Consider the following 23,053-nt stretch of genomic DNA (forward strand, 5'->3'; position numbering starts at 1 on the left):
CGTTGGGGGGGGGCGGGCCGGGGGGGGCGGCCCCCCCCCCGCCGTTTCGCGGGCCCCCCCCCCCCCCTGCCCCCCCCCCCGGGGGGGCCCCCCCCCCCCCGCGCCCCCCCCCCCCCCCACGGCCCCGCCCCACCCACCCACGCGCGACCAGTAGGGCATCATGACCCCATGACCACACCCCACCGAAAGGCCGATGCCGCGTAACCGGCCCGGCGAGCTGCGCGCGACGCAGCCGCTACTGAACCGTCCGTACGGGTGGGACACCCCCGCCCCGGACCGCATCCACGGCCTCTCGGCCCGCACAAGCCTCGCCGTCCACCGCTACGAGGCCCTTTCCCGCGACCACGACGTCTTCCCCGGCGTCACCGACCGCTCGTTGCGCCGCTACCGCGCCTTCCTGAGCCCGCCGGGAAACCGACCCCGCTACCCGTACCTGGAGGAATGCGGGTGCCGGGGCTGCTCGTTCGACGACGTCCGACACGCCCGCGACGCACTCGACACGGTCCTGCAAGAGCTGCCGCCCCGCGCCCGCGCGGAACTGGGCCGCCTGATCGCCTCCCTGGACGCCGTCTACCTCACCCGCACGCTCCCGGACCCCTTCGTCGACTCGCGCCGGGTATGGCGCCCAGAGGTCTGGTGGTACCGGCGCCTGGAGGGCTGCCGGTACGCCCAGACCGGAACGACGTAGACGCAGAGGCCGTGCTCACTCCCCCCGCCCGGCCAGCTCGGCCAGCACCTTGTACAACGGCTCCGTCGCCCGCTTCCGGTACTCCTGAATCGCCCACCCGTTCCCGTCGGGGTCCTTGAAGTACATGAACGTGGCCCCGTCCTGCGGAGCGAACTGCTGCGGCTCGCTGACCTCCAGCCCGCGCGCCGTCAGCTCCTCGTACGCCGCCTTCGCATCCGTCACGCACAGCTGCAGCCCGTGGTACGTCCCGGGCTGCGGCACGCCCGTGGGCACCTGAAGCCCATCAACCAGCGCGATCGAGCACCCCGAACCCGGCGGAGTCAGCTGCACGATCCGCACCCCCTCCATCACCTCACCGTCGAGATCGACGTGAAAGCCGACCTTGTCGCGGTAGAACTCCTTGGCCCGGTCCACATCGGACACGGGCAGCAGAACGACTTCGAGACTCATGTCCACGCCTGACTCCTCCCTCACACGTCCCTGGCACAGCGCTGCCCACAGGACTCCACAGAACCGGAAACCCGAACGGCGCGCCAGCGCAAGGACGCGGGTTACTCTCAAGCGCGTATGACCTTGATCCGACGGGAGGCCGGGCATGATGGCGCCTGGGCGCAGAAGCAGCACCTTCTCCAGGCTGCTGCGGCACGGTTTCACCGACCCGTCGGCCGCCGAGCGACTCCTGGAGAGCGGAGAACTCGCACCGGTCCGCAACGACCCGTTCCTCCTGGAGGCCCTGGGCGGCACCGCCGACCCCGACCTGGCGCTGCACGGTCTCGTACGCCTCCTGGAGGCGCAGTCGGACCCCACCGCCCACCGCGAACTGCTGGACACGCTGATAGCGGCCAAGCCGCTGCGTGACCGCCTGCTCGGCGTGCTGGGCGCCTCGGCCGCCCTCGCCGACCACCTGGCCCGCCACCCGCGCGACTGGCACGCCCTGGTCATGTACGAGCCGCGCGACCTCCACCCCGGGGTGGAGGAGTTCGAGCGGGGCCTGGCGGAGGCGTCCGACCCGGTGTCCCTGCGCGTGGCGTACCGCCGCTGCCTGCTGTCGATCGCGGCACGCGACGTGTGCGGCACGACCGATGTGGCCCAAACCGCCGCCGAACTCGCCGACCTCGCGACCGCGACGCTACGGGCGGCGCTGGGCCTCGCCCAGGCCGCCGCCCCCGAGGACGCGGCGCTGTGCCGGCTCGCGGTGATCGCGATGGGCAAGTGCGGCGGCCATGAGCTGAACTACGTCTCGGACGTCGACGTGATCTTCGTAGGGGAAGCGGTCGACGGCGCCGACGAGCAAAAGGCACTCCGCGCGGCCACCAAACTCGCCTCGCACATGATGCGGATCTGCTCGGAGACCACGATCGAGGGCTCGATCTGGCCGGTCGACGCCAATCTGCGCCCCGAGGGCCGCAACGGCCCTCTCGTCCGTACGCTCAGCAGTCACCTCGCCTACTACCAGCGCTGGGCCAAGACCTGGGAGTTCCAGGCGCTGCTGAAGGCCCGCCCGGTGGCCGGCGACCTCCACCTCGGAGCGGAGTACGTGGCCGCGGTGGAGCCACTGGTGTGGCAGGCGGCCGAGCGGGAGAACTTCGTCGCCGACGTGCAGAAGATGCGGCGCCGCGTGGTCGAGAACATCCCCGCCGCAGAGGTGGAGCGCGAGCTGAAACTCGGCCCCGGAGGCCTGCGGGACGTCGAGTTCGCCGTACAGCTCCTCCAGCTGGTGCACGGCCGCACCGACGCCTCCCTGCGCAGCGGCACGACGCTGGACGCGCTCCAGGCGCTGGCCGCGGGCGGCTACGTGGGCCGCGAGGACGCCGGCCGGCTCGACGAGGCGTACCGCTTCCTGCGCTCGATGGAGCACCGCATCCAGCTGTACCGGCTGCGCCGCACCCACCTCGTCCCCGAGGGCGAGGGCGACCTGCGCCGGATCGGCCGCTCGCTGAACCTGCGCACGGATCCGGTCAACGAGCTGACCCGCGAGTGGAAGCGGCACGCCGGTGTCGTACGACGCCTGCACGAGAAGCTCTTCTACCGGCCGCTGCTCGACGCGGTGGCCCAACTCGGCCCCGGCGAGGCGAGGCTGAGCCCCGAAGCGGCCCGGGAGCGGCTGGTCGCACTCGGGTACGCGGACCCGGCCGCCGCCCTGCGGCACCTGGAGGCGCTGGCCTCCGGGGTCTCCCGCAAGGCCGCGATCCAGCGGACCCTGCTCCCCGTTCTCCTGGGCTGGTTCGCGGACTCCGCCGACCCGGACGCGGGCCTGCTCAACTTCCGCAAGGTGTCGGACGCGCTGGGCAAGACACCGTGGTACCTGCGCCTGCTGCGCGACGAGGGCGCGGCCGCCGAGAACCTCGCCCGCGTACTGTCGGCGGGCCGTCTGGCACCCGATCTGCTGATGCGCGCGCCGGAGGCCGTGGCGCTGCTCGGGAACGGCAACGGCGGCGGGCTCGAACCCCGGGGTCTGGCCCACCTGGAGCAGGAGATCCTCGCGGCGGTGGGCCGCGCGGAGGGCGCCGCCCAGGGGGTCACGGCCGCGCGCGGTGTCCGCCGCCGCGAGCTGTTCCGTACGGCCGCCGCGGACATCGTCGGCTCCTACGGCACGGAGGCCCAGCCCGCCGAGGCCGACCAGGGCGCCCTGGTGGACCTGGTGGGCGGCGCGGTGTCGGACCTGACGGCGGCGACGCTCGCCGGAACGTTGCGCGCGGTGGTGCGGGAGGGCTGGGGCGAGGAGCTGCCCACCCGTTTCGCGATCATCGGCATGGGCCGCTTCGGGGGGCACGAGCTCGGCTACGGCTCCGACGCGGACGTCGTCTTCGTGCACGAGCCCCGCGACGGCGTCGAGGACCGGGAGGCCGCCGACGCCGCCAACAAGGTCGTCTCCGAGATGCGCCGCCTCCTCCAGATCCCGAGCGCGGATCCGCCCCTGCTGATCGACGCGGACCTGCGCCCCGAGGGCAAGTCGGGCCCGCTGGTACGCACCCTGAAGTCCTACGAGGCCTACTACCGCCGCTGGTCCCTCGTGTGGGAGTCCCAGGCGCTGCTCCGGGCCGAGTTCGTGGCCGGCGACGAGGAGCTGGGCCGGCGTTTCATGGACCTGATCGACCCCCTGCGCTACCCGACCCGGGGCCTGGAAGAAGAGTCCGTACGCGAGATCCGCCGTCTCAAGGCCCGTATGGAATCAGAACGCCTCCCCCGGGGCACGGACCCGAAGCTCCACACGAAGCTGGGCCCGGGCGGCCTCTCCGACGTGGAGTGGACCGTCCAGCTCCTCCAACTCCAGCACGCCTGGGACCTCCCGGACCTCCGCACCACCCGCACCCGCGAGGCCCTGTCCGCGGCACGGGCGGCCGGGCTCCTCGGCGCGGAGGACGCCGAGATCCTGGACGAGGCCTGGGTCCTGGCCACCCGCGTACGCAACGCGGTCATGCTGGTCCGGGGCCGGGCGGGCGACACCTTCCCCTCGGAGAGCCGGGAACTGGCAGCCGTCGGCCGCTACCTGGGCTACGGCCCGGGCCATGTCGGCGAGCTCCTGGACGCGTACCGGCGCACGGGCCGCCGGGCCCGGGGGGTCGTGGAGTCGCTGTTCTACGGGGGGTAGGTGACCAGCTCAGGTCACAGGGCCCCGGCTCGCCTCAGTTCGCCGAGGCGGTCGTCGACGTCGATGACCTCCCCGCGGGAGAGGGTCGGGGCGGTCCACTGACGGGCGGTGCCGTGGGCGATGAACTCCTCGGGAAGCCCGATCCCGTAGTGCTCCACGTAGTCGGCCGCGTCGAGCCGCCAGAAGAAGCGGCCGTCGCTCATGATGGCGGTGCCGCCGGAGCGGGAGAATTTGCTGCCCAGAACGTCCTCCGAGAATCCCATCAGGGCGATGATCGGAGTGCCGGAGCGAAGATATTCGGCGATCTTTTCCCGCTCCCCGTCGGGAATGGTTTTCCAGACGGTAGGCGCGACCTCTGTGCCCCTTGGCGCCGGTCGATCGCATGAAATTCTGTGCAGCTTCATCAGGATGATCAAGCGCCCGGTGCGGACACCCCTGGAGAAGGGGGCCGCACCGGGCGCGACAGGTACTACTGGGTGGCCTCGGCGTTCACATGAGTGATGCGCGTACCGGAAATGTCCAGGGCCTGGACAATCCGGTCGGCGGCCTCAAGGGAGAAGAGCCCCTCGGTCACGCTCAGGACGAAGCCGCCAACGGGAGCATGGTGTACCTGCCGCAACAGGATGAACGCCTCTCCCTCCACCGGAGAGAAGGCGAAGCAGAACCACTCCGCGAAGTCGTCCTCGGTGATCTCCGGCGCGCCCCAGCGCTCCTCGAGTGCCGCGGGCTCGACGCCGACTTGGACGAGCCATCTGATGTCGCCCGGGCTGACATCCTTCTCGGGGATCCGCCTCAGACTTGTCGGATTCAACTCCCGCAGATCCATACCTATCTCGCCTCCGTGATGATGATCGGAATGGATGCCCATTCGTCACCGTCCATGACGAAGGAGTTGACGCCGGCCTCCTTCCCAGCCTCCCACGCACCCTGTCCAGGAAGGCTGCGATCATAGGGCTTGGGCTTCACGGTGGTGTAGAACTCCACGCTTCCCGTCCTGGCATCCTTCGGGATCGGTCCACGCCACGCCTGAGCAGTGGCATTGCCTCCCTGCCTCGGGGCTCTGCCCCACAGCTCGCCCGACTCGACCATGGCACGAGAGACTGCAGCCGACTGAGTGTTCGGGTTGCCAAGCCGGTGGAACGGGCCGTACAGGGTCACCGGCTCGGACAGACTCTCGCCCGCAGTGAGCATCTTGACGTCGGCGCCGACGCCGGCACCGACACTCACGCCGGCGCGGGCGACTTGGGAATCTGCCGCCGAGAATCTTCCACCGAGAGCCAGCATGGGGGCCAGGGAGCCGTTGTCCCAAGCAGCCTGGTAGAGACTGGAGTCAGTATCCGCTCCCGCAGCCTCCGCCCAGTTGTCGTACGTCTCCGCCGTGTCGTCGGTGGCACTGCAGGAACCTGAGTCGAACCAGCAGAATGGATTGGCGAGGTCGCTCACCTTGTCAAGGCCGTAGGCTATGCCGGCCAAATGACCCGCGACGTTCGTCCTGAGGTTGCTGCCCTTCTTCACAGGGGCCGGATCTGGCCCCTTCTTGAACACAACGCTCGCTGAGACATGTCCTCCGTCGGTACGGACGGTGACGGTCATGCTGCCACTTCCCGTACCACCACCCGCCGTCTGGTACACGACACTGTGGCTGTAGGTCTGGGTGGAGTGGTACACCCAGGTCCCGTTCGGGCCCATCGTCATGTACGAGCGGTAGCTGCCGCCGTGACCGTCGCTGCACCCCTGCTCGCAGTCCGTGATCGGGCGTTCGCCGCTCGGGTCGGACTTGGTGACGGGCGTGTTGTTGGCGTAGGCGTAGCCGTTCAGCGACTCGTGGTCGTCGGGAGCGAGGACCGGGTCGACGGAAAGGAAGCGGCCGGCGGCGGGGTCGTACTCGCGGGCTGCGACGTGGGTCAGGCCGGTGTCGGCGTCGGCAGGCTTGCCGAGGAAGCCCTTGTCGTCGGGCCAGGCCGCCGGTGCCGTGCCGCGTGCCTCGCCGAAGGGCTTGGTGTAGCGGCGGGTGACAGCCTGGGTCGTGGCGTCCACCGTCATCGAGGCGGTGCCGTGGTGGTCGTCGACCGTCCAGGACAGGCCGGTCTCGGTACGGACCGCCGTGGCGTCACCGGCCGTGTAGTAGCGCTGGGCGGTGAACTTGTTCGCGGCCGTGTCGTAGTGCAGTTCCTGACCGGCCAAGTAGAGGACGCTCTTGGCTGGGCCGCGGCGGATCAGGAGGCCGCCGTTGGCGTCGTACAGGTAATCGGTGGTCTTGGTGCCGTCGGTGAGGCGGCTGAGTTCTCCTTCGATGTCCCAGACGAGGCTCTGCGCCGTGCCGGTGGGGCTGTAGCGCTTGGTGGTGTTGCCCTGCTCGTCGTACGTGTACGACTTGGCGGTTCCGCCGTTGACCGTGACCGAGGTCATGGTGTGGGGCTGGCCGGCGCCGGAGGCGTCGACGGCCGGGTAGCCGTAAGCAGTCGAGACGTCATCGGTCGTCGTGTGCTCGACCTGGGTGTCGCGCAGTCCGCCGGGCTTGTAGGTCCAGCTGGTCCAGTACGGGGCCGGGCCGCCGAGGGCGGTCGCCGAGCGGGCCGTGGCGCAGTCGTTGGACGACGGGGTCCAGGCCTCGGTCAGGCGGCGGTAGCCGTCGTAGGCGAAGCACTGGGTGTCCTTGGTACCCGCCTTGTCGCTGATCGACTTGACGTTGCCGGTGGCATCGTAGGCGTAGTCGACGTCGCTGGTGTAGCCGGCGTTGGTCTGGTCGACCGTGTGCGTGTTGGACAGGCGGCGGGTGCCGTCCTCGTAGCGGTTGAGGATCTGGAGCTGCTTGGCGTCCGTGGAGGTCCCGAGGCGGGTCTCCTCGATCTCGCCGTACGGCGAGTAGCCGATGTTCTGGACGTAGTCCGTCATGCCGTCGGTGCCGGTGAGCAGGCCGAGGCCGTTGTAGCTGTTGGCCACGGTCTCCGCGGGAAGACCGGCCACCGCGGGCATCGAAGTGGACTGAACCGTGCCGTCCTGGTTGTAGACGGTGGAGGTGGTGAAGGTCTGCGGTGCGCCGGCGACGACCAGGGGGTCGGTGGCGGCGATGACGGTTTTGGTGCCCTTGGGACGGTCCAGCGCGTCGTAGCCGGTGACGACCTGGGAGTAGATCTTGCCGGTGGTGCCGCCGACGTAGCGGATCGCAGCGGTCGGCTGTCCCTTGGCCAGCGAGTCGTAGGTGAACTTGGTCAGCTGGTGGGCGTTGTCCTGCACGCCGTCCCAGGTGCCGGTCTTCCGGCCGAGCTCGTCGTAGCCGGTGATCAGGGTGCGGGAGGCGTGGTCGTGGGTGGATGTGACCGTCAGTGGCTGGTCGGCGTCGTTGTAGGTGGTGTCGACCTTGCCCTTGTCCGGGTCCGTCGTGGTGATCACGCGCCCGCGCAGGTCATAGTCGTACGTCCAGACCGAGCCGTCCGGACCGGTCATCTTCTTGAGCTTGCCGGCGGGCGTGTACTCGAACAGGGTGCGGGTGTAGTCGGTGCCGGTCGGCACCGGTCCGGCGTACTCGCGGCGCTCGGTGACCAGGCCGCGGGCGTCGGTGAACTTGATCGTGCCGGTGCCCCCCTCGGCGGCGGTGACGGTGGTGCGGTCCGCCGTCGTGTCGGTCTTGGTGCGCCACTTCTCCTGGCCGTAGACGCGGAAGATCGAATCGGTGGCGCGGCCGGCGGCGTCGAAGACCGTCTCGGTGGAGGCGGGGACGGAGCCGGGGAAGGTGTTGGCCAGGGTGCCCGAGGGGGCGAGGTTGTCGTGGACTTGGCTGTTGGTGATGTACGCCAGACCGCGGTCGTCGTAGAGGGTCTCTGTGATCACCCGGCCGCCGTTGGGCGCGGGGACCTGCTTCTGGCGGGAGCGCAGCAGGCCGTCGAGGATGTCGTAGGAGCTGTTGTAGGTCTGTCCGTCGGCCTTGAGGGCGTCGGTGCGGACCCAGGTCTCCTTGTCGTTGTTGATGCTGTAGGCGTAGACGATGCTGGCCGCGTCGCCGAGTGTGCGGGAGCGGTCCGGCTTCCAGACCTGACGCAGGCGGCCGAGGGCGTCGAAGGCCGACTCGGTGACGTTGCCGTTGACGTCGGTGGTCTTGGTGGCGACGCCCCAGGCAGGGTCCACCACGGTGGTGGTGGAGTACAGCTTGGGGTTGGTGGTGGTCTTGGACGTGAGCGGGCCGTAGCCGGTGTCGTCCGGGACGTAGGTCGTGCTGGCCGTGCGGTTCAGGGCGTTGGTCGCGGTGAGCGGGCGGCCCAGCTTGTCGTAGGTGGAGCCGGAGACCTGCTGGTAGGTGGGCGCCTTGGTCACCGGGTCGTAGCTCGCGACCCGGTAGGAGGCGGTGCTGTCGCCCTTGGTGGGCGCCACGCCGACCGCCTGGCCGTCGTAGGCCGTGGTGACGTCGGAGACGACGTCGTCGGGAACCACCGGAGTGGTCGCACAAGCCACGGAGTACACCTCGACACGACTGACCTTGGCCACCAGCCAGGCCGAGCTGTTGCGGACGTACGTGGACCGCGCGCAGGTCTCGTCGCCGCTCTTCGCGGCGTCACCGCTGTCCTCGACGGTCATCGGCATGCCGTACGTGGTGTCGTACGTGGTCTTCTGCTTGACCGTGCGAGTGCCGGCAGAGGTCTTCGTGCGGGCGGCTGTCTCGCCGGCCTGGACGATCCACGCCTCTGTGGTGCCCCAGCCGTAGGTGTGGCTGCCGGTACGGTGCGACCAGGGGGTGTTGATGGTGCCGCTGTCCTCGGCCGTGCCGTTGTAGATGATCGTCTCGCGGACGAAACCGGCGTACTGGCGGGAGTCGTCGATCGCGGTGCCGGTGGAGTCGGTGACCTTCTCCACGCGGGGGGTGCCGTCGAGTTCCTTCTCGCCGTTCAGGCCGCGCATGTACAGCGTGGACTTCTTCGAGCGCGGGCCCTCGGAGTCCCCGGACGTCTCCACGACCGTGCCGTAGCCGCGCCACTGCGACCAGGTGCGGTTGGACACCTTGGTGATGCCCTCGTCGTCGGCGTAACCCCAGCCGGCGCCGCCCTGGTAGTCGTAGTACTTCTCGGCGGTGTCGCCGTGGCCGTAGGGGTCGTCCTGGAAGACCGAGGTGACGACGTACTTGTGGAACCAGTCGGTGACCGGAGTCGCCCCGGACTGGGACCACTTGACGGGGAAGCAGCGGCGGGTGTTCTTGTCGATGTTCGCCGGCATGCTCGAACCCCAGATGCAGTCGGGATCCGAGTAGTTGACGGTGACGGTCGAGCCGGTCTCCGTCTTGATGGTGCGCACGCGCCACTTGATGTAGCGCAGGGTGTCCGGGCCGCTGCCCTCGACGTGGTTGGGCATCTGGATGCCGCCGAAGACGATCGGCGGCATCTGGGCCGTGGTGCTGTTGGCCTTGCCGGTGTTCTGGATGGACTTCAGCCACAGGCTGGGCGAGGAGGCGTCACCGGTGTCGGGGAAGCTCTGGTCCAGGTGCCAGGTGTCGACGTCCCGCTGGGTGGTGCCGCTGCCCGTCCACACCGACGTCGTGATGTCGGTGAGGCGCTTGCGGGTGAAGAAGGCCGGGCCGATCTGCGTGGTGCACTTGGTGCTGGACGCGCAGATCATGTCGAACGGCACATCCGGCCAGTTGGCCTTGGTCGTCGAGGTCAGGCTCGAGCAGCCGCCGGAGACGACACACCGCTCGGCGTAGGTGAACCGCACCTGCTGGGCGGCCGGCTTGCTGTACAGCAGGTCGCTGCGCAGGCCGTAGTCGATGCGGTTGAGGTAGCCGCCACGGGTGTACGCGGTGCCGTTGACCGTGGTGTCGGCGTTCTTGGAGTAGTAGTTCGTCTCCTTGGTGTACCAGTACGTGGAGGCGTTGCCGTGGGTGTCCACGACGTAGTCCAGGTTCCAGCGCCACGCCTGGTAGCAGGAGGAGTCGGCGAAACCGGTCGACTTGTAGCAGGGCTCGCCGGAGTCGTCGCCGAAGACCGGGACCGTCCACACGGAGTTGGTGACCGGGTCGTCGTCGGAGGTGTCCGTGGTGCCCTTGTCGCTCCAGCCGGGCAGGCGGTGCTTGCCGAAGAAGTACTGGTTGCCGGAGGCGTCCGTGACCTTCCAGTACTCGGTGTTGTCGTCCCCGTTGCCGGTGGCCCCCGTCAGGTGCTCGACGCGGGTGCCGTCCTCGTTCTTCAGCTTCCAGCTGCCGCCGGACGCCTGCGAGAGCGCGGCCGTGTCGCACGCCGCCTTGTCCGCGCAGGTGTTGACCAGCTCGACGGCCTTGCCGTTGAGGACCAGCGTGGCGTTGGCGTACTTCCAGCACTGGTCGCCCTTGCCGGTCTGCCCGTCGTCCTTGCACGAGCCGTACTTGCGCTCGACGTAGGACTCGGTCATCGAGAAGCCTTCGCCGATCACCGAGGTCTGGTTGTTCTCCCCGGCCGTACGGCCGTCCACCGAGGCGGAGTTGTAGGAGATCGACAGGTTCGGTGACGAGCCGGCGGTCGCCGGTGGCACGCGCAGCGGGTAGTTCCAGGTGAAGTCACCCGTGCTGCCGCCCGCCTCCCAGGTCGAGGAAGGCGACAGCGAGGTGGCGCTGTAGTCGCTGCCGCCGCCGCTGCCCGACCCGTCCGCCGACGCCGCCAGCATCATCGGCGTACGGGTGGACACGGTGCCCGTCACGCTCTGCGTGGCGGCATCGTTGTCCGCGCCCGGCACCGGGGTCTGGGTACGGCACGCCTTCTTCTGCGGGGTGGTCAGCGCACACGCGGGAAGGGTGACCAGGCGCAGCCGGGGGCCGAAGTTGCCGCCGTAGACGTCCTTGAAGGACGCGTAGCTCAGCGAGACCCGGAGCTTGTCGGTGCCGCCGCCGGCCGGGGAGAGGCCGAGCAGGACACCGTTGACGCCGGCTTTCCGGGCGGCCGAGCGGGGCTGGACCGCGAGCGCGACCTTCCCGGCCGAGCGGGTGGCCTTCGCCGACTTCAGCTGCTGCTTGGCGGGCGCCTGGGCCAGCGTCACGCCCAGCCCGCCCACGGTGACGGACGCCTTGCCGGCCCCCGGTACCTCGGCGGTGGTCCGGCCGGCCGTCGGCCAGGCGGCCTTCTTCAGCCGCTCACGCGTCTGTGTGACAGCCGGGGCGGCTTTGTCTTTGGGGGCCTTGGACGTGCCCGGTTTGAGCACGCCCACCTTGTCGATCCTGGCGTCTGGCCGGTCCTCCAGCGGCTTGCGGGAGGCCGAGGCCTGGGCCTGAGCGGTGAAGTCGAAGCCCGAGGGCACGACGAGCTGCGGCAGCAGGGCGAGGGAGAGAACGAGTCCGCCTCGACCGAGCCAGCGGCGGACGACCGCCCCTGGCACGCGTCTGCGGAAGGGTGATGAAGACACGGTGATGTCCCGGTTGTCGGAAAGGGAAGAAACAGCAGGAAGAGAAGGCGACGGGGCGGGGGCGGGACGGGCAGTCGGCCCGTCCCGCGCCCGCCCCGCTTGTTACCGCTGCTCGGCGTTGCGCCGGTTGGCGATCGTGTCGGTGGAGGTGGCTCCGGCCCAGACGCGGATGCTGTCGATCGTGCCGGGGAAGTAGCGCGCGGCGGCGCCGTTGATCTTCGCCCGTCCGATCTCGAACGCCCCGCCGCCCTGCCAGGGAGCCGGGTACGACACGCCGTCCTCGTCGCCCATCAGCGCGCTGTCGACGTACAGCTTGAGCGCGCCGAGCTGGGAGGTGTCCACGGGGTCGGCGGCCGCCTGGGCGTCGTAGACGACGCTGAGCATGACCGGGACGCCCAGCTGGGCCGTGGTGAACGCGGTGGAGGCATTGGTGGTCCACACCGCGCCGGTGCCGTCCTTGTCGGGGCGGCCGAAGGTCCACCGGCCCTGGGTGCTGCCGGCCGGCTGCTCGTACCAGACGCCCCAGGAGGACTGGCTGGTGCCCGACTGGCCGAACACCTGCACCGCGTACGACTTGGTGGTGTCGGTGAACTTGGCCGGATCCAGGGTGACCCAGGCGGTCGCGGTGAAGGAGCCGGTGTCGTCGACGAACGGGCCGGCGGCCGTGGCGTAGGCGCTGGTGCCATTCAGGGTCATCGTCTGGCTGGTGGTGACCTCTTCGCCGATGTCCGGGTCGCCGGTGGTGACCGTGGTGAGCGCGGCCCCGTTCAGGGTGAGGTTGCGGGCGAAGCCGCTGGTGTCCTTCACGGTGGTGCCGGTGGCGTTGGCCGTGTCGGTGGCGTCCCACCGGGCGACGAGGGCCGGGACGGGATCACCGGCGGTGCCGTCGCTGAGGTCCTCGTCCTCCAGCCAGGCGTCGTGGGTGACCTCGGTGTCGGCGAGGGCACGCGACCAGACCTTCACCTCGTCGATGGTGCCGGCGAAGTTCTCCTTGCCGGAGCCGTCGTACCAGAGCCGCCCGATCTGGAGGTTGCCGGATGCCTTCCACGGGGTGGTGAACGCGACCGGGTCGCCCTGCGGGACGCCGTTGACGTAGAGCTGGACGGTCTGATTGGCCGCGTCGTAGACGCCCGCGAGGTGGGTCCAGGCGTTCAAGACCGGCGGCCGGGTGCCGATCGAGCGGGTGATGGCCGGGCTGACGACGTCCGTCTGGTGACGGTTGAAGATCCACGCCTTGTAGGTGCTGGAGTAGTACAGCTGGAACCCGGAGGCGTTGGTACCGGCCTGCGACAGCACGGTGTAGTTGACGTCGTTCTTCGTCAGCCGCGCCCAGGCGGAGACGGTGAAGGACTTCGTGGTGTCCAGGACCGCGCCGGTGGTGGACAGGTAGGCCGTGGTGCCGTTGAGCTTGGCCGCTCCGGTGCCGCTGCGGGACAGGGTGTCCCAGGTGGCGCCCGTGTTGGTCAGCGGGTGCTGGGTCGCGGTCGTCGCGTCGGCGAGGCTGCTGTCCAGGTGCCAGATGCCCGAGGGCAGTTCGGCGCCCTTGACCAGGAAGCTGTAGTAGCCGGTCAGCGAGCTGTGGCCGGCCGCGTCGTAGCCCCACACCTGGATGGTGTTCTCACCGGCCTGGTTCGGGGTGATCGACACGGTGGTGGCGGTGCCCGTGGGCACGTTGATCGGCGGCGAGAGCGCGCCGCTGTTCAGCTTCCACTTGTAGCTGACGACGTCGGACTGGATGCCGGCCGTGGTGGCGTTGGTGTCGGCCGGCGTGAAGGTGAACCTGCCCACGGTGCCCACACCGCCACCGGCGGGGTAGGTGTCGGCGGGCTTGTAGAGGCCGTCGTAGCTGGTGACGATCGGGGGCGGCGGGGAGTCGGTGTCCACGCGGAAGTAGCACCAGGACGACCAAGAGGAGTCCAGCACACCGGAGTCGCCGCGGTCGGTGACGTAGTACGCCTGTGTCTTCACGCGCATGCGGTAGTTGGTCTGCGCGGGCAGGGTACTGGTGCTGGCGTCACGGACGGCGTTGTCGGCGACCCAGGCGCTGCTCGGCGAGTTCGCCGTCCACACCCGGCTGGAGCCGTCGGCCTTCCACACCTCGAAGTCGGCGCGCAGCTGGGCCTGGCTGCCGTCCGCCGACTGCACGGTGCCGAGCATCTTCGGCGAGGTGTCGCTGGTGGCGAAGGGCAGCGTGGAGGCGTTGCAGGCGCGCCCGGTGGTGCCCTGCTGGACGCCGTACGAGGTCGGCTTGTCCGGGTAGGAGACGTACGTCACGGACAGCTTCGCGTCGTTGCGGAACCGCGCCCAGGCGCCCGCGTCCGACTCGTCGTGCGCGGTCAGCGAGAAGGTGATCTGCGGCGACTTGTTCGCGGCGTGCGTCGCGAGGGTCGGCGTCAGGTTCTCGTTGGTCTCACCGCCGGAGACGTTGTCGCTGAAACGCACCCAGTTCGCCGGCTGCGAGGGGTCGCACAGGGAGCCGCGCCCGTAGGACACGGACCGGTCGCCCATCAGGTCGTCGGCGGTGGGGCGGCTGGACCAGGTGGTGCTGTCGGAGATGCCCTTGTTGACGTGGCTCAGGTCGTACCAGTGCGCGTCACAGGAGAACGACCACACCATGTACACCTCGAACGTCGCGTCGAGGATCTTCTTGCCGTGGATCGACGACAGCGGGTACTCGAAGTACATGCGCTGGGTGTACGGGCTGTTGGAGCACAGATAGCCCGCGTAGTTGGAACAGCGGCCGACACCTTTGTCGCCGCTGAACTTCCAGTACTTCGTGCCGTTGGAGGCGAGCGCCGTCCAGTCGCCGAGGGCGATGCCCTTGGTCGGCGGGTCGATGTACAGCGGGAAGACGGTGTCCTCACCGTGCAGCAGCGCCGGGTCGGGGGTGATCTCCAGCGTCGTGCCGGTCACTTTCAGCGGCAGGTCGGCTTCCGCGTCGCCGCTGCCCGGCCCCTCGGTCGGGGTCGGCTCACCGGCGGCCGCGGGCAGCGGGACCGGCGTCGCGGGGGTGGTGGGCTCGGGGTCTGCCTGGGCGGGGCCGGCCGGGGCGGTACGGGCGAGTTGTGTGGTGACGCCCGCCGCGTCGGCGTCCGGGGTGTCACCTGCCGAGTCCCACATCCGGCCTGCCGGGCTCTCGAAGACCGGGGTGCCGTCGCCGTCGCGCGCGACGAAACCGCCGTCACTCGTCGGGGCGATGTCCAGACCGGTGCCGGAGACGGTCATCCTGATCGTCGCGAGCGCCGGGTTCTTCGCCGCCTGAGCGGTCTTGACCACGAGCACGGAGGTGTAGCCGGTGCTCAGGGCGGTCAGTCGCAGGTCGACGTCCGGGAGGACATCGGCGTAGGTGGCGGTGGCGCGGTCGAGGCGGGGCGCGGGGAGCGCGCTGGGCCAGCCGAGCTTCAGCTGATGCCCGTCGTCCTTCAGGGTGACCAGGCCGCTGCCGCTGCCGCCGCCCGAGAAGGTGACGTCCGTCGTGGTGTTCCTGGCCCGCAGGGAGCCGTCGGCGTCGCGTACGAGGGTGGTGTCGATGGGGGCCCAGCGGCCGTCGTCCTCCCGGGCGCGGACCGGGGCCGCGTTCATCTCCTGGGTGAAGGTGCCGTCCGGGTTGGCGAACAGCTGCTCGGACTCGGTGGTCTTCGCGGTCACCTCCACGCGCTCACCGGTCTTCGCGGCGAGGGTGGCGGCCTCCGACTCCGGAGTGTGATCGGCCGCCGCCGAGGTCCCTCCCTCGTCGGCGAACGCCGGGGTCGCCGCGACGGCGGTGGCCGGAACCGCACCCCCCAGGAGAGCGACGGCTATCGCGCCGCTCCCGATCGCCCGGCGCCAAACGCGCCGACGTCTGTGCGTCAACACACCCCACCCGTTTCTTTAGATTTTCCTTACAAGCTGTGGTGATCATGTGTTGGTCGAACGCGCCGGTCAATAGTGATGCGCATCACAAGCGGGACGTCAGTGTGAACAACACCCTTGCCCAGCACCGAAATCGGACGCGCGCCCTGCCGTGAACGAGGCCAACACGCGGGCGTTTCGCGCCAGTTCGCGCAGCCTCACCTGAGAGCCGGGTCAAAGGCAGCCCAGCGCCGCCTCGCAGAGGCTCGCGCGCCAAGGCGCCTGCTCGCACTCGACCTCGCCCGAGCCGCTGTGCCAGTCCTGGGGTCCAGAGCCATGTGCGTGTGCGGGTTCGACGCGTCCGTGCGCGTCCGCGCGCGTACGGGAGTGCCGCCCCGGAGAGCTCAAACGGCTCCGGGGCCGGCGGTCAACTACCACCAGCCCCGGAGTGCGTACGCGAAGGTAACCGCTCTGACCAGCGCCTACAGCACCGGCAGGCTCTTCCGCAGCTCGAACGCGGTGACCTCGCTGCGGTACTCCTCCCACTCCTGCTTCTTGTTGCGCAGGAAGTGGTGGGGGGCGGGAGCGACCCCGGGCGAGCGGCGTCACGGCAGCACTGGCTGTTGTCCCGGCGGGCGTTGATGGTCGTTCTTGGTCGCCCTGGGCCGAGCTTCGACGGCCCACAGACGGCCCGACGAGCTGCTCTGGGCTAGGGAACTGGGACCTCCCGTCGGCGGGCGACAGAGGGGCCGTCATAACTGAGCCCTCGGACAGTGTCCGGGGGCTCAGGGGCGCCTGTTACGGCTCCATACCCATGGAGATCAACCTGATCAGGTCCGTGTCAGCGATCTCGTAGTAGCGGTTGCGGCGGCGATCTGGGGCCGCCAGGGCTCCGGACTTTCGGAGTTCGGCGAGGGCCTTCTCGACGGTGGCCCTGCCGAGCCCGAGGGCTTCGGCCAGGTCGGATTGGGTGGGCCCGTCGATCACGTGCTTCGTCTTTTGCCCAACCACCGCACCGGTTTCCACGTCCCATACCGGCATAGAGCGCTCTTCGGCCAGATACTCCAGCAGGGTGGCCACCCTCGCCACCGGAGGGTCAGCGCGCACACCGTAGATGTCGTCCGCGATCTGCTGCTGCTTGAGGCTGAGCTGTAGCAGCACCGCGCCGATGCTGGCGTCCCGCTGGACGATTTCTCGCAGGAACGACTCCGGGACTGAGAACGCGCGAAAGCTCCCACGGCTGTAGATCTCGGGCATGTAGCTCCGCCCCGCGCCACGGAAGAAGAAGATCTTGCCCTTCCACAGCCGAGCGGATCCATGCGCGTTGGTTTGCACGCATCCCCATTGCACGAAGACGGCCCTAGCCCTCTTCATGCCGCCGGGGGCCAGCAGGGTCCGGTCGTGAGAGCCGGTGCGGGTGTGGATGCGGCACATGCTTGCGAGAGACTCCAACCCGAAGTCGGAGACTTCGTAGGGGCTGAAGAACCGCCCCACGGCCCGCCGGCCGGCGATGCTCCTCCTGTCGGCCACGGTAGACCCGTGGTGAACCGAGGCCGATGGGTCACTGGTCACCTCGGTGGGAAACTCCCCTGCCCCCATGGCCTACCGCCCTTCCACGGAGGAGGGGGCGGAGGCCCCGGGCCGGACAGAGCTGACAGCCGCCGCTCTGGGGTCGCCTGCGGTACTGTCCGGTGCCGTCGGCACCGGAGTCGCTGGCGCCTCGACCTTGGTGGTGTTGCCCGACTGCGGGTGCTCGACCAGTAGCCGCACGACGGGGGTGAGCGCTCCCACCAGCGCGGCCAGAGCACCGATCACGGCAACGACGCGCGCCGGCTTGCTCTTGAAGTGGTAGATGGCGTAGCACGCAGCAGCCAGGACGATCACGAAGATCAGAATGACCGCGACGTTCCCTTCGAACATCGACTTCCCCTATCGGGGTGAAGGCGGCAGGGCTCCGATCGTCGACCGAAGCCCTGCCGCAACCATTGGAAACGGGTATTTCTGCTGAGCACTGCCGGTAGAACACGGGTCTTGGCAAGAGACCCCTATCGGCTTAAACACGAATCGTACGGTACTCCCCAAGGGCTGCTCAAACTTCCGCACGTCCGGAGCCATAAGACTGCACGCCAGAAGTGAGTCCTTATCAAATTCGATCACACAAAGGCAGAATTCGATCGAAGATCATCATGCGATAACCTTGAACCCCGTCGCAGTGACGGTGTCTCCTGCCAGGGATGCAAGAAGCCCCGCCCCTGGAGGGGCGGGGCTCTTACGCGCCCGGTCCACCAAGGGAGCCACCCCTTGGGGAGACCAGGAGTGCTGATCTAGACCCGTTTCCAAAAGTCGAACCAGCGCGGTGAATAGGTAACCGCGACGACCCTCCGATTAATCCCTCCCTGTAGGGGTTAGGCCCTGAGCGACGGGGGAAATCCCTCGCTGTAGGGGTTACAGGGCCTTTTAGAGCCCCTTTTTGTCGGCGGGTTAGGAGATTTCCCCTCCACGTAGGGGATACGTCTCCGCGGGACACAGGCAAGGAAGCCCTGGCGCTCCCTCTGCCAGCACCGCGCGCGAACGAGCGGCCCGGCGCTGCCTCCCGCTCTCGCGCATCACGGTCACGTCGACGTCGAGCTTGTCGCGCTTCCTCGCTATGGAGACGGCATGCTTGTCCTGTCGGCTGGCATCGGCGCCGGCCTTCTCGTCGACGAGCGCGGCTCGACAGGAGAAGTGGTACACCACACCTGCTCGGGGATGCCGACTACTTCCCAGGCACCGGTGCGTTCGTTGTACATGCGCCGTATACCCAAGTACTGGTATGTGAGCGCGCGAACGCGGGCCTTAAGGCAGGCGTCCAAGGCCGACGCGTCACGCAGTCCTGCCCACTGGCGATCGACCGCCAAGCCCGTCCTCGCACAGCGCCATGTGGGCGACGGTGACATGCAGGTGCGGGTCGCCGAGTTCCCTGCCCGTATCGGGCGGGCGCTCGGGTGCTCGACACGACCGTTCGCACTGTGGGGCAATGTGCGCGCGACCTGGCGCAACGCACGGCCCGTACCATGGCCCCACGTTCACCATCGGCAGTAGGCCACTGCCGCATCATCTCCGGACTTGTAGCGCGGCCACCGAATTCCCGTTGGGTCCGTGGCCTCGACCTTCCGCACGGCCTCAATCAGCTCACGCGGCCCTCCGACCTGAAGCGTGGCAAACACCTCAGACCAGGTCGCCATGCCGTACTCCGTCACCAGCCTCGATACGCCGTCCGACATGACGGCTGCGGAGTGGACGCCTTCCATTGCTGTCGTGCCGGTCACGGCATGCTGTGCGGCTTCCGGGCTGGACGAGGCCACCCAGTAACCCTCTGTCGTGTTGCGCACCTGCCGCTGCGCAAGCACGAGGCGTTGCAGAGCCTCCCTGTGCCCTTGGGTGTGCGTCTCGTGACGCTCGACCTCTGCGCGCAGGTCCGGCAGGATTTCGTCCACGCGATTGTCCGTGATCACGGTGTGGCCTTCGGGCCCGTCGAGAACGATGGGCGAGTCAGCCAGGACGAGGTAGTCAAGAACCCCGTGTCGATGCCGGAGGATCGCAACCGTCGCCGATGGAGTCCCGGGGTCACCGAGGTCGCATTCGGGGTGCGTTGCCGCCACGCGTTCGAGAGCACCAGCCAGACCCTCCGAGAGGGGCCGATCAAGATCCGCCAAAGCGGCGACGAGGTGCCCGCCTAGGTGGGCGACGTACCACGGGACGCCATGGCGGCATCCCGTGGTCAGCCCTGCTGTACTGAGCCCATCCAGCACCACAGCGAGCGTGGGAGTGCCGGCCACCCAATCTTCGTTTGGGTGGACTCCGCCGGCTTGTGTTTCAACACAGACGCGCATGATCAGCTCTCGTGTCGGTACAGCGGGGTGACGCGACGACTCTCCAGCACTTCCAGCGTCTCAGGGTCGTAGCGGCACGAGATCAGCGTCGAGAAGCGCCGCGTACGAACCTCTCGGTACAGCTCTGCCAAGTTGTGCTCCAGGTAATGCACGACTCCGTTGGCGCCGATGGCGTGGATACCAGCGATGTACAGGAACGTCCCGCGACCGTCCAGACGCGGGAGCCGTCCGAGGTAACCGAAGTCGCCGGCTGATCCGTCCTCGTCCATCGGAGACCGGTACTTCTCGCCGGTCCTCTGGTCCAGCAGGTGCCAGGCACGGTCTTTCTCAAACCGCAGGTTGTCGTCCCCCTCCAGCACCTGGGCGACGATGGGCGACAAGCGGGGGCCGCAGATGACCACGTGATTGTCTCGGTTGAGGTTGACGATGCCGGTAGGCGGGATCACCTCGTACTGCGCCTCAAGCTTCATGCCCCCGAGAAGCTTGCGCAGGTGCTCGAAGTTGTCGAGGTCTTCCCGGACCACGACCGCACTCGGGTTCTGGTCGGGTCCCTTGCCTGCCTCGGGCTTGCCACCCAGCGAGACAGTGACCAGGTCCGCACCGAAGAACGCCCGCTCCGGTGGCGGCCCAGCAGACGCCAGTTGCCCGACTCGCCCGCGACTCACCCCCAGTTTCGAGGCGATCTCGGCTTGCGTCATGCCTGACGCCTGCGCCTCTTCGATGGCCTCGCGGCGAATGCGGGACAGCTCCAGCACCCACCCCTGATAGGTCGCCATCAGGTCAATCGCGGCTTTGGCTCGCTCGACCGGGACCGCAATCTCAGCGACCCGCTTCATGTCGTCGTGCACAGTTCTCCAATCTCCGCCTAGGGGGGCTAACGAACTGTATCGCGAGAGGGGGTTGCGCGCAGTCTTCCGTTTGCCTACGGTACCTAACAAGCGAGTCGGCAAGCCCCCCTAAGCAACAAGAGGGAGTCGAATCGCGCCTGCTTGACCTGCGCAAACAGCGCCCGGAGGAAAGCCCGCAGGGTGAGTACGAAGAGAGCGCGCTTGATTGAAAACTCAACAGTGACTGAGATCTGACGGGGCCTGAGCCCTGTCCCCGCAACGGCCCGGGTGAGGGCCGCCGGCGGCCACTTCGCGGCAGGCGAACCAGCCCTGTCCCGCGTGCCAGCTCTGGGAAACAAACCTGTGGATCATCCCTCCATTTCTGGAGGTCAACCCCGGGGGTGCCACCTGGTACGCGCCGCCCTGCTGGCGTCAGAGCAGTAACGATGACGCGCCCGACTACAGGCTCGGGATCGGTGTGCTGTGGCAACGGTGCACTGGTAAAGCCCGGTTCCACTTCTTCCTGGCCTCGCAGCGTCCAGCGCTGCGGCCGGCTGCCTCCTCCGCATGTCCAGCTCCGCACGTGGTGCGTGGGCTGTACGTGCGGGGTGCGGGGAGTTGGATTTGCCGACTTCAACGGCGCGGCTCCCGGGGTGCCTCCCGGGAGCCGCTTTTCGGGCCGTTCGCCCTTCGAGAGGAACACGACCCATGGAGCACATCGTGACTGTTCAGGAAGCTGTTACCGCGTTCGCGGACTGGATGGAGCCCACCGAGGCGGAGCTGGACGCGATCGAGCGGGAGATGCCGCTGATCCTCGCTGACATCGAGACGCTGGACGTTCAGATTGCCCTGCTGGAGCGGACGCCGAGTGAGCTGGAGTCGCGGCGCGCTCGCCGGGCCCGTCACCGGGCGCTGGCGGAGCGGGCGGCGCTCGCCAACCGTGCTGGTGCGGGGGAGGCGGCGTGATCCGCATCGTCACGGCCGGCCGTCTGCGCCGGCTGACCGAGGCCGCCGATCAGGCCCGCGCCCGGACCCGAGAGGTGCAGGGACAGGCGGATGCCGCTTGGGTCCGCCACGTCCGTGAGGTGTGGGAGCTGATCTCCCGCGCCGAGTCGGAGCAGACCGATGCCACGCTCCTTCGGGAGGACTGCTTCCGGCTGCTCGACGCGCTCAACGACCTGGAGATCGTCCTGGGCGAGCGCGAGGAGCGGATTCGCCTGCTGGGTGAGGAGCTGGAGGCGGCCCAGTTGGAGGGGCGGTCGCTGGTGCTGCTGCTCCACTGGGGCGAGCCGCACAGCATCCACCGCAGCCACGAGGACGCCTACACCTACGCCGCCGCGAAGGGCGTGCCCGTTCACGCGTGGCAGGCGGGCGATGAACGCCCCGCTTCACAGGTGCTCTGGCGGCTGGTGACGTTCACGCGGGATGAGGCCGTGAAAGGCTTCCGTGACGCGTCGGTGCCGTCGCCCGGCGGTTGGGAGGGCGCGGCGTGAACGGTGTTCAGATCCGTTCAGCGGAACGGGCATTGTCGGTGGGCACGTGGCTGATCGTGTCCGGCGCCATGCTCTACTCGATCCTCACCGTCACTCCCCTGATGGCCGCCCACACCCCGCGCGAGTGGGAGTGGACGGCGCCCATCCTGCCGCTGGTCGTGGATGCCGCGGTGGTCATCGTGGTCCGCCTGGATTCGGTGCTGGCCCGGCTGGGCGGGCACGGGGGACGGTGGCCGATCACGCTGCGGTGGATGACCGGCACCATGACCCTGGCACTCAACACAGCCGACTCCGCACTGGCGAAAGACCTGGTCGGGGTGGCCGTGCACTCGGTGGCGCCGCTGCTGCTGATCGTCACCGCAGAGACCGGCCTGGCCTACCGCCGCGCCATCACCGCCGCCCTGGCGGCGCTGGAGGCACGGCAGCGGGCCGAGCGCGCGAGCCGCGAGCAGGCCGCCCGGGAACGTGAGGAAGCTGCCCGTCGGCAGGCGCGTGAGGAGCGTGAGCACACCGCCACACTGGCTCGTGAACAGCGTGAACACGAAGCCCGTTTGGCGCGGGAGGCGGCCGAGCGTGAGGAGCGCCGGCGCCGGGAGGAGCACGAGGAGCGGGCCGCCCGGGAGGCTGCGGAGCGGGCCGAGCGTGAACGCCGTGAACGCGAGCGTGAACAGCGTGAGCAGGAGCGTGAACGCCTGGCACGGGAGGCCGCCGAGCGAGCCGAGCGTGAACGCCGCGAGCGTGAGGAAGCCCTCGTGCGTGAACAGCGCGAGCGCGAGGATCGTGCGGCCCGTGAACGCGCCGCGCTGCTTCAGCGCGGTCCGGCCGCGGGCAAGCTGAGCGAGGACGAGGCCCGCGCCATCGTGGCGGCCGCGTTCGATGCGGAGCTGCCAGTGCGGGCCGCGGCGGAGTTGTGCGGCTGGTCGGTGGGGTGGGTGTCCGCCCGCTACGCCGAGCACCGCGACCCCGGCACGGGCGGTGCTGAGCTGGCCATCGCGAGCCACTGATGGCCGCCTTACCCGTCTACCCCTGGCGCCTGGCGCCGGACGGTTTGGCTACCCGCCGCCAGCTGCGCGCGATCGGGCTGCGGCCGGGCGGTCAAGAGGTGGCCGCCCAGGTCGAACGCCCGCGCCGCCGGCGGTCTCCGTTGGTGGCCTACCTCTACCGCATCGACGCCGCCAAGCCCGTACGACCCATGACCCCCGCAAGGCGTACGGCGCTGGCCAAGGCGAACGCAGCGCGCCGCACCTGCCCGCAGTGCCGCACGGATGCGGGCTATGTCATCCCCACCGCACTCGGCATGTGCGTGCCCTGCGCCTACCCCGACGACCAGCGCGCCGCCTGACCCCCAACTGGCAGGCCCGGCCAGCAACTTCTCACGGCCCTGGCCGGGCCCT

General features: G+C 69.2%; 15 protein-coding genes and 1 pseudogene. 6 read left to right on the forward strand and 10 right to left on the reverse strand.

The annotated features are described in order from the left end of the window. Positions 1–193 precede the first annotated feature (193 nt). Positions 194–688: a hypothetical protein gene (locus ACGFNV_RS27235; RefSeq protein ID WP_393625693.1), complete on the forward strand. Its 495-nt coding sequence runs from the start codon at positions 194–196 to the stop codon at positions 686–688. A gap of 15 nt (positions 689–703) precedes the next feature. Here ACGFNV_RS27235 and ACGFNV_RS27240 read toward each other — a convergent pair whose 3' ends face one another. Continuing rightward, on the reverse strand, positions 704–1,144 hold the full coding sequence (locus ACGFNV_RS27240) for a VOC family protein (RefSeq protein ID WP_393625695.1): 441 nt from the start codon (positions 1,142–1,144) through the stop codon (positions 704–706). A gap of 139 nt (positions 1,145–1,283) precedes the next feature. On the opposite strand from ACGFNV_RS27240, the gene ACGFNV_RS27245 reads away from it, so the two are divergent. Further along, positions 1,284–4,280: a bifunctional [glutamine synthetase] adenylyltransferase/[glutamine synthetase]-adenylyl-L-tyrosine phosphorylase gene (locus ACGFNV_RS27245; protein WP_393625697.1), complete on the forward strand. Its 2,997-nt coding sequence runs from the start codon at positions 1,284–1,286 to the stop codon at positions 4,278–4,280. Positions 4,281–4,294: 14 nt separating this feature from the next. On the opposite strand, the gene ACGFNV_RS27250 is transcribed toward ACGFNV_RS27245, so the two are convergent. The 9 genes and pseudogenes from ACGFNV_RS27250 to ACGFNV_RS27290 all read right to left on the reverse strand — a co-directional run bounded on the left by ACGFNV_RS27250 (position 4,295) and on the right by ACGFNV_RS27290 (position 20,187). Then, a complete protein-coding gene (locus ACGFNV_RS27250; protein WP_393625699.1) occupies positions 4,295–4,543 on the reverse strand; it encodes a hypothetical protein in 249 nt (82 codons plus the stop codon). Between the two features lie 206 nt (positions 4,544–4,749). After that, positions 4,750–5,106: a hypothetical protein gene (locus tag ACGFNV_RS27255; RefSeq protein ID WP_393625701.1), complete on the reverse strand. Its 357-nt coding sequence runs from the start codon at positions 5,104–5,106 to the stop codon at positions 4,750–4,752. Between the two features lie 2 nt (positions 5,107–5,108). Beyond that, complete coding sequence (locus tag ACGFNV_RS27260; protein WP_393625703.1) at positions 5,109–11,636, reverse strand: RHS repeat domain-containing protein; 6,528 nt, start codon at positions 11,634–11,636, stop codon at positions 5,109–5,111. Between the two features lie 102 nt (positions 11,637–11,738). After that, positions 11,739–15,290 carry a LamG-like jellyroll fold domain-containing protein gene (locus ACGFNV_RS27265; RefSeq protein ID WP_393626397.1) on the reverse strand — a complete coding sequence of 1,184 codons (3,552 nt, stop codon included), beginning with the start codon at positions 15,288–15,290 and terminating at the stop codon, positions 11,739–11,741. 659 nt (positions 15,291–15,949) lie between these two features. Next, positions 15,950–16,036, reverse strand: a pseudogene (locus tag ACGFNV_RS27270) (glutamine synthetase); the annotation flags it as partial. Positions 16,037–16,265: 229 nt separating this feature from the next. Continuing rightward, positions 16,266–16,997, reverse strand: a complete 732-nt coding sequence (locus ACGFNV_RS27275) for an ArsR/SmtB family transcription factor (RefSeq protein WP_393625705.1) — start codon at positions 16,995–16,997, stop codon at positions 16,266–16,268. Between the two features lie 72 nt (positions 16,998–17,069). Then, positions 17,070–17,387, reverse strand: a complete 318-nt coding sequence (locus ACGFNV_RS27280) for a hypothetical protein (protein WP_393625707.1) — start codon at positions 17,385–17,387, stop codon at positions 17,070–17,072. A gap of 1,145 nt (positions 17,388–18,532) precedes the next feature. Then, positions 18,533–19,285 (reverse strand): hypothetical protein, encoded by a 753-nt coding sequence (locus tag ACGFNV_RS27285; protein ID WP_393625709.1) that lies wholly within the window; start codon positions 19,283–19,285, stop codon positions 18,533–18,535. Between the two features lie 56 nt (positions 19,286–19,341). Beyond that, the gene (locus ACGFNV_RS27290; protein ID WP_393625711.1) at positions 19,342–20,187 is read right to left on the reverse strand and encodes a sigma factor-like helix-turn-helix DNA-binding protein; all 846 of its coding nucleotides are present in this window, start codon (positions 20,185–20,187) and stop codon (positions 19,342–19,344) included. Between the two features lie 687 nt (positions 20,188–20,874). Between ACGFNV_RS27290 and ACGFNV_RS27295 the strand changes: the two genes are divergently transcribed. The 4 genes from ACGFNV_RS27295 to ACGFNV_RS27310 are packed head-to-tail and all read left to right on the forward strand — an operon-like array spanning position 20,875 to position 23,001. Next, entirely contained in the window at positions 20,875–21,132 is a 258-nt protein-coding gene (locus ACGFNV_RS27295; protein WP_393625713.1) for a DUF6284 family protein, read from the forward strand. Beyond that, the gene (locus ACGFNV_RS27300; protein ID WP_393625715.1) at positions 21,129–21,659 is read left to right on the forward strand and encodes a hypothetical protein; all 531 of its coding nucleotides are present in this window, start codon (positions 21,129–21,131) and stop codon (positions 21,657–21,659) included. The genes ACGFNV_RS27295 and ACGFNV_RS27300 overlap by 4 nt, the downstream gene beginning before the upstream one ends. Then, positions 21,656–22,663, forward strand: coding sequence for a DUF2637 domain-containing protein (locus tag ACGFNV_RS27305; RefSeq protein WP_393625717.1), 1,008 nt, complete (start codon positions 21,656–21,658; stop codon positions 22,661–22,663). The genes ACGFNV_RS27300 and ACGFNV_RS27305 overlap by 4 nt, the downstream gene beginning before the upstream one ends. Continuing rightward, the gene (locus tag ACGFNV_RS27310; RefSeq protein WP_393625719.1) at positions 22,663–23,001 is read left to right on the forward strand and encodes an RRQRL motif-containing zinc-binding protein; all 339 of its coding nucleotides are present in this window, start codon (positions 22,663–22,665) and stop codon (positions 22,999–23,001) included. The genes ACGFNV_RS27305 and ACGFNV_RS27310 overlap by 1 nt, the downstream gene beginning before the upstream one ends. Positions 23,002–23,053 lie beyond the last annotated feature (52 nt).

This window comes from Streptomyces sp. NPDC048751 (assembly GCF_043198595.1).
Classification (GTDB): domain Bacteria; phylum Actinomycetota; class Actinomycetes; order Streptomycetales; family Streptomycetaceae; genus Streptomyces.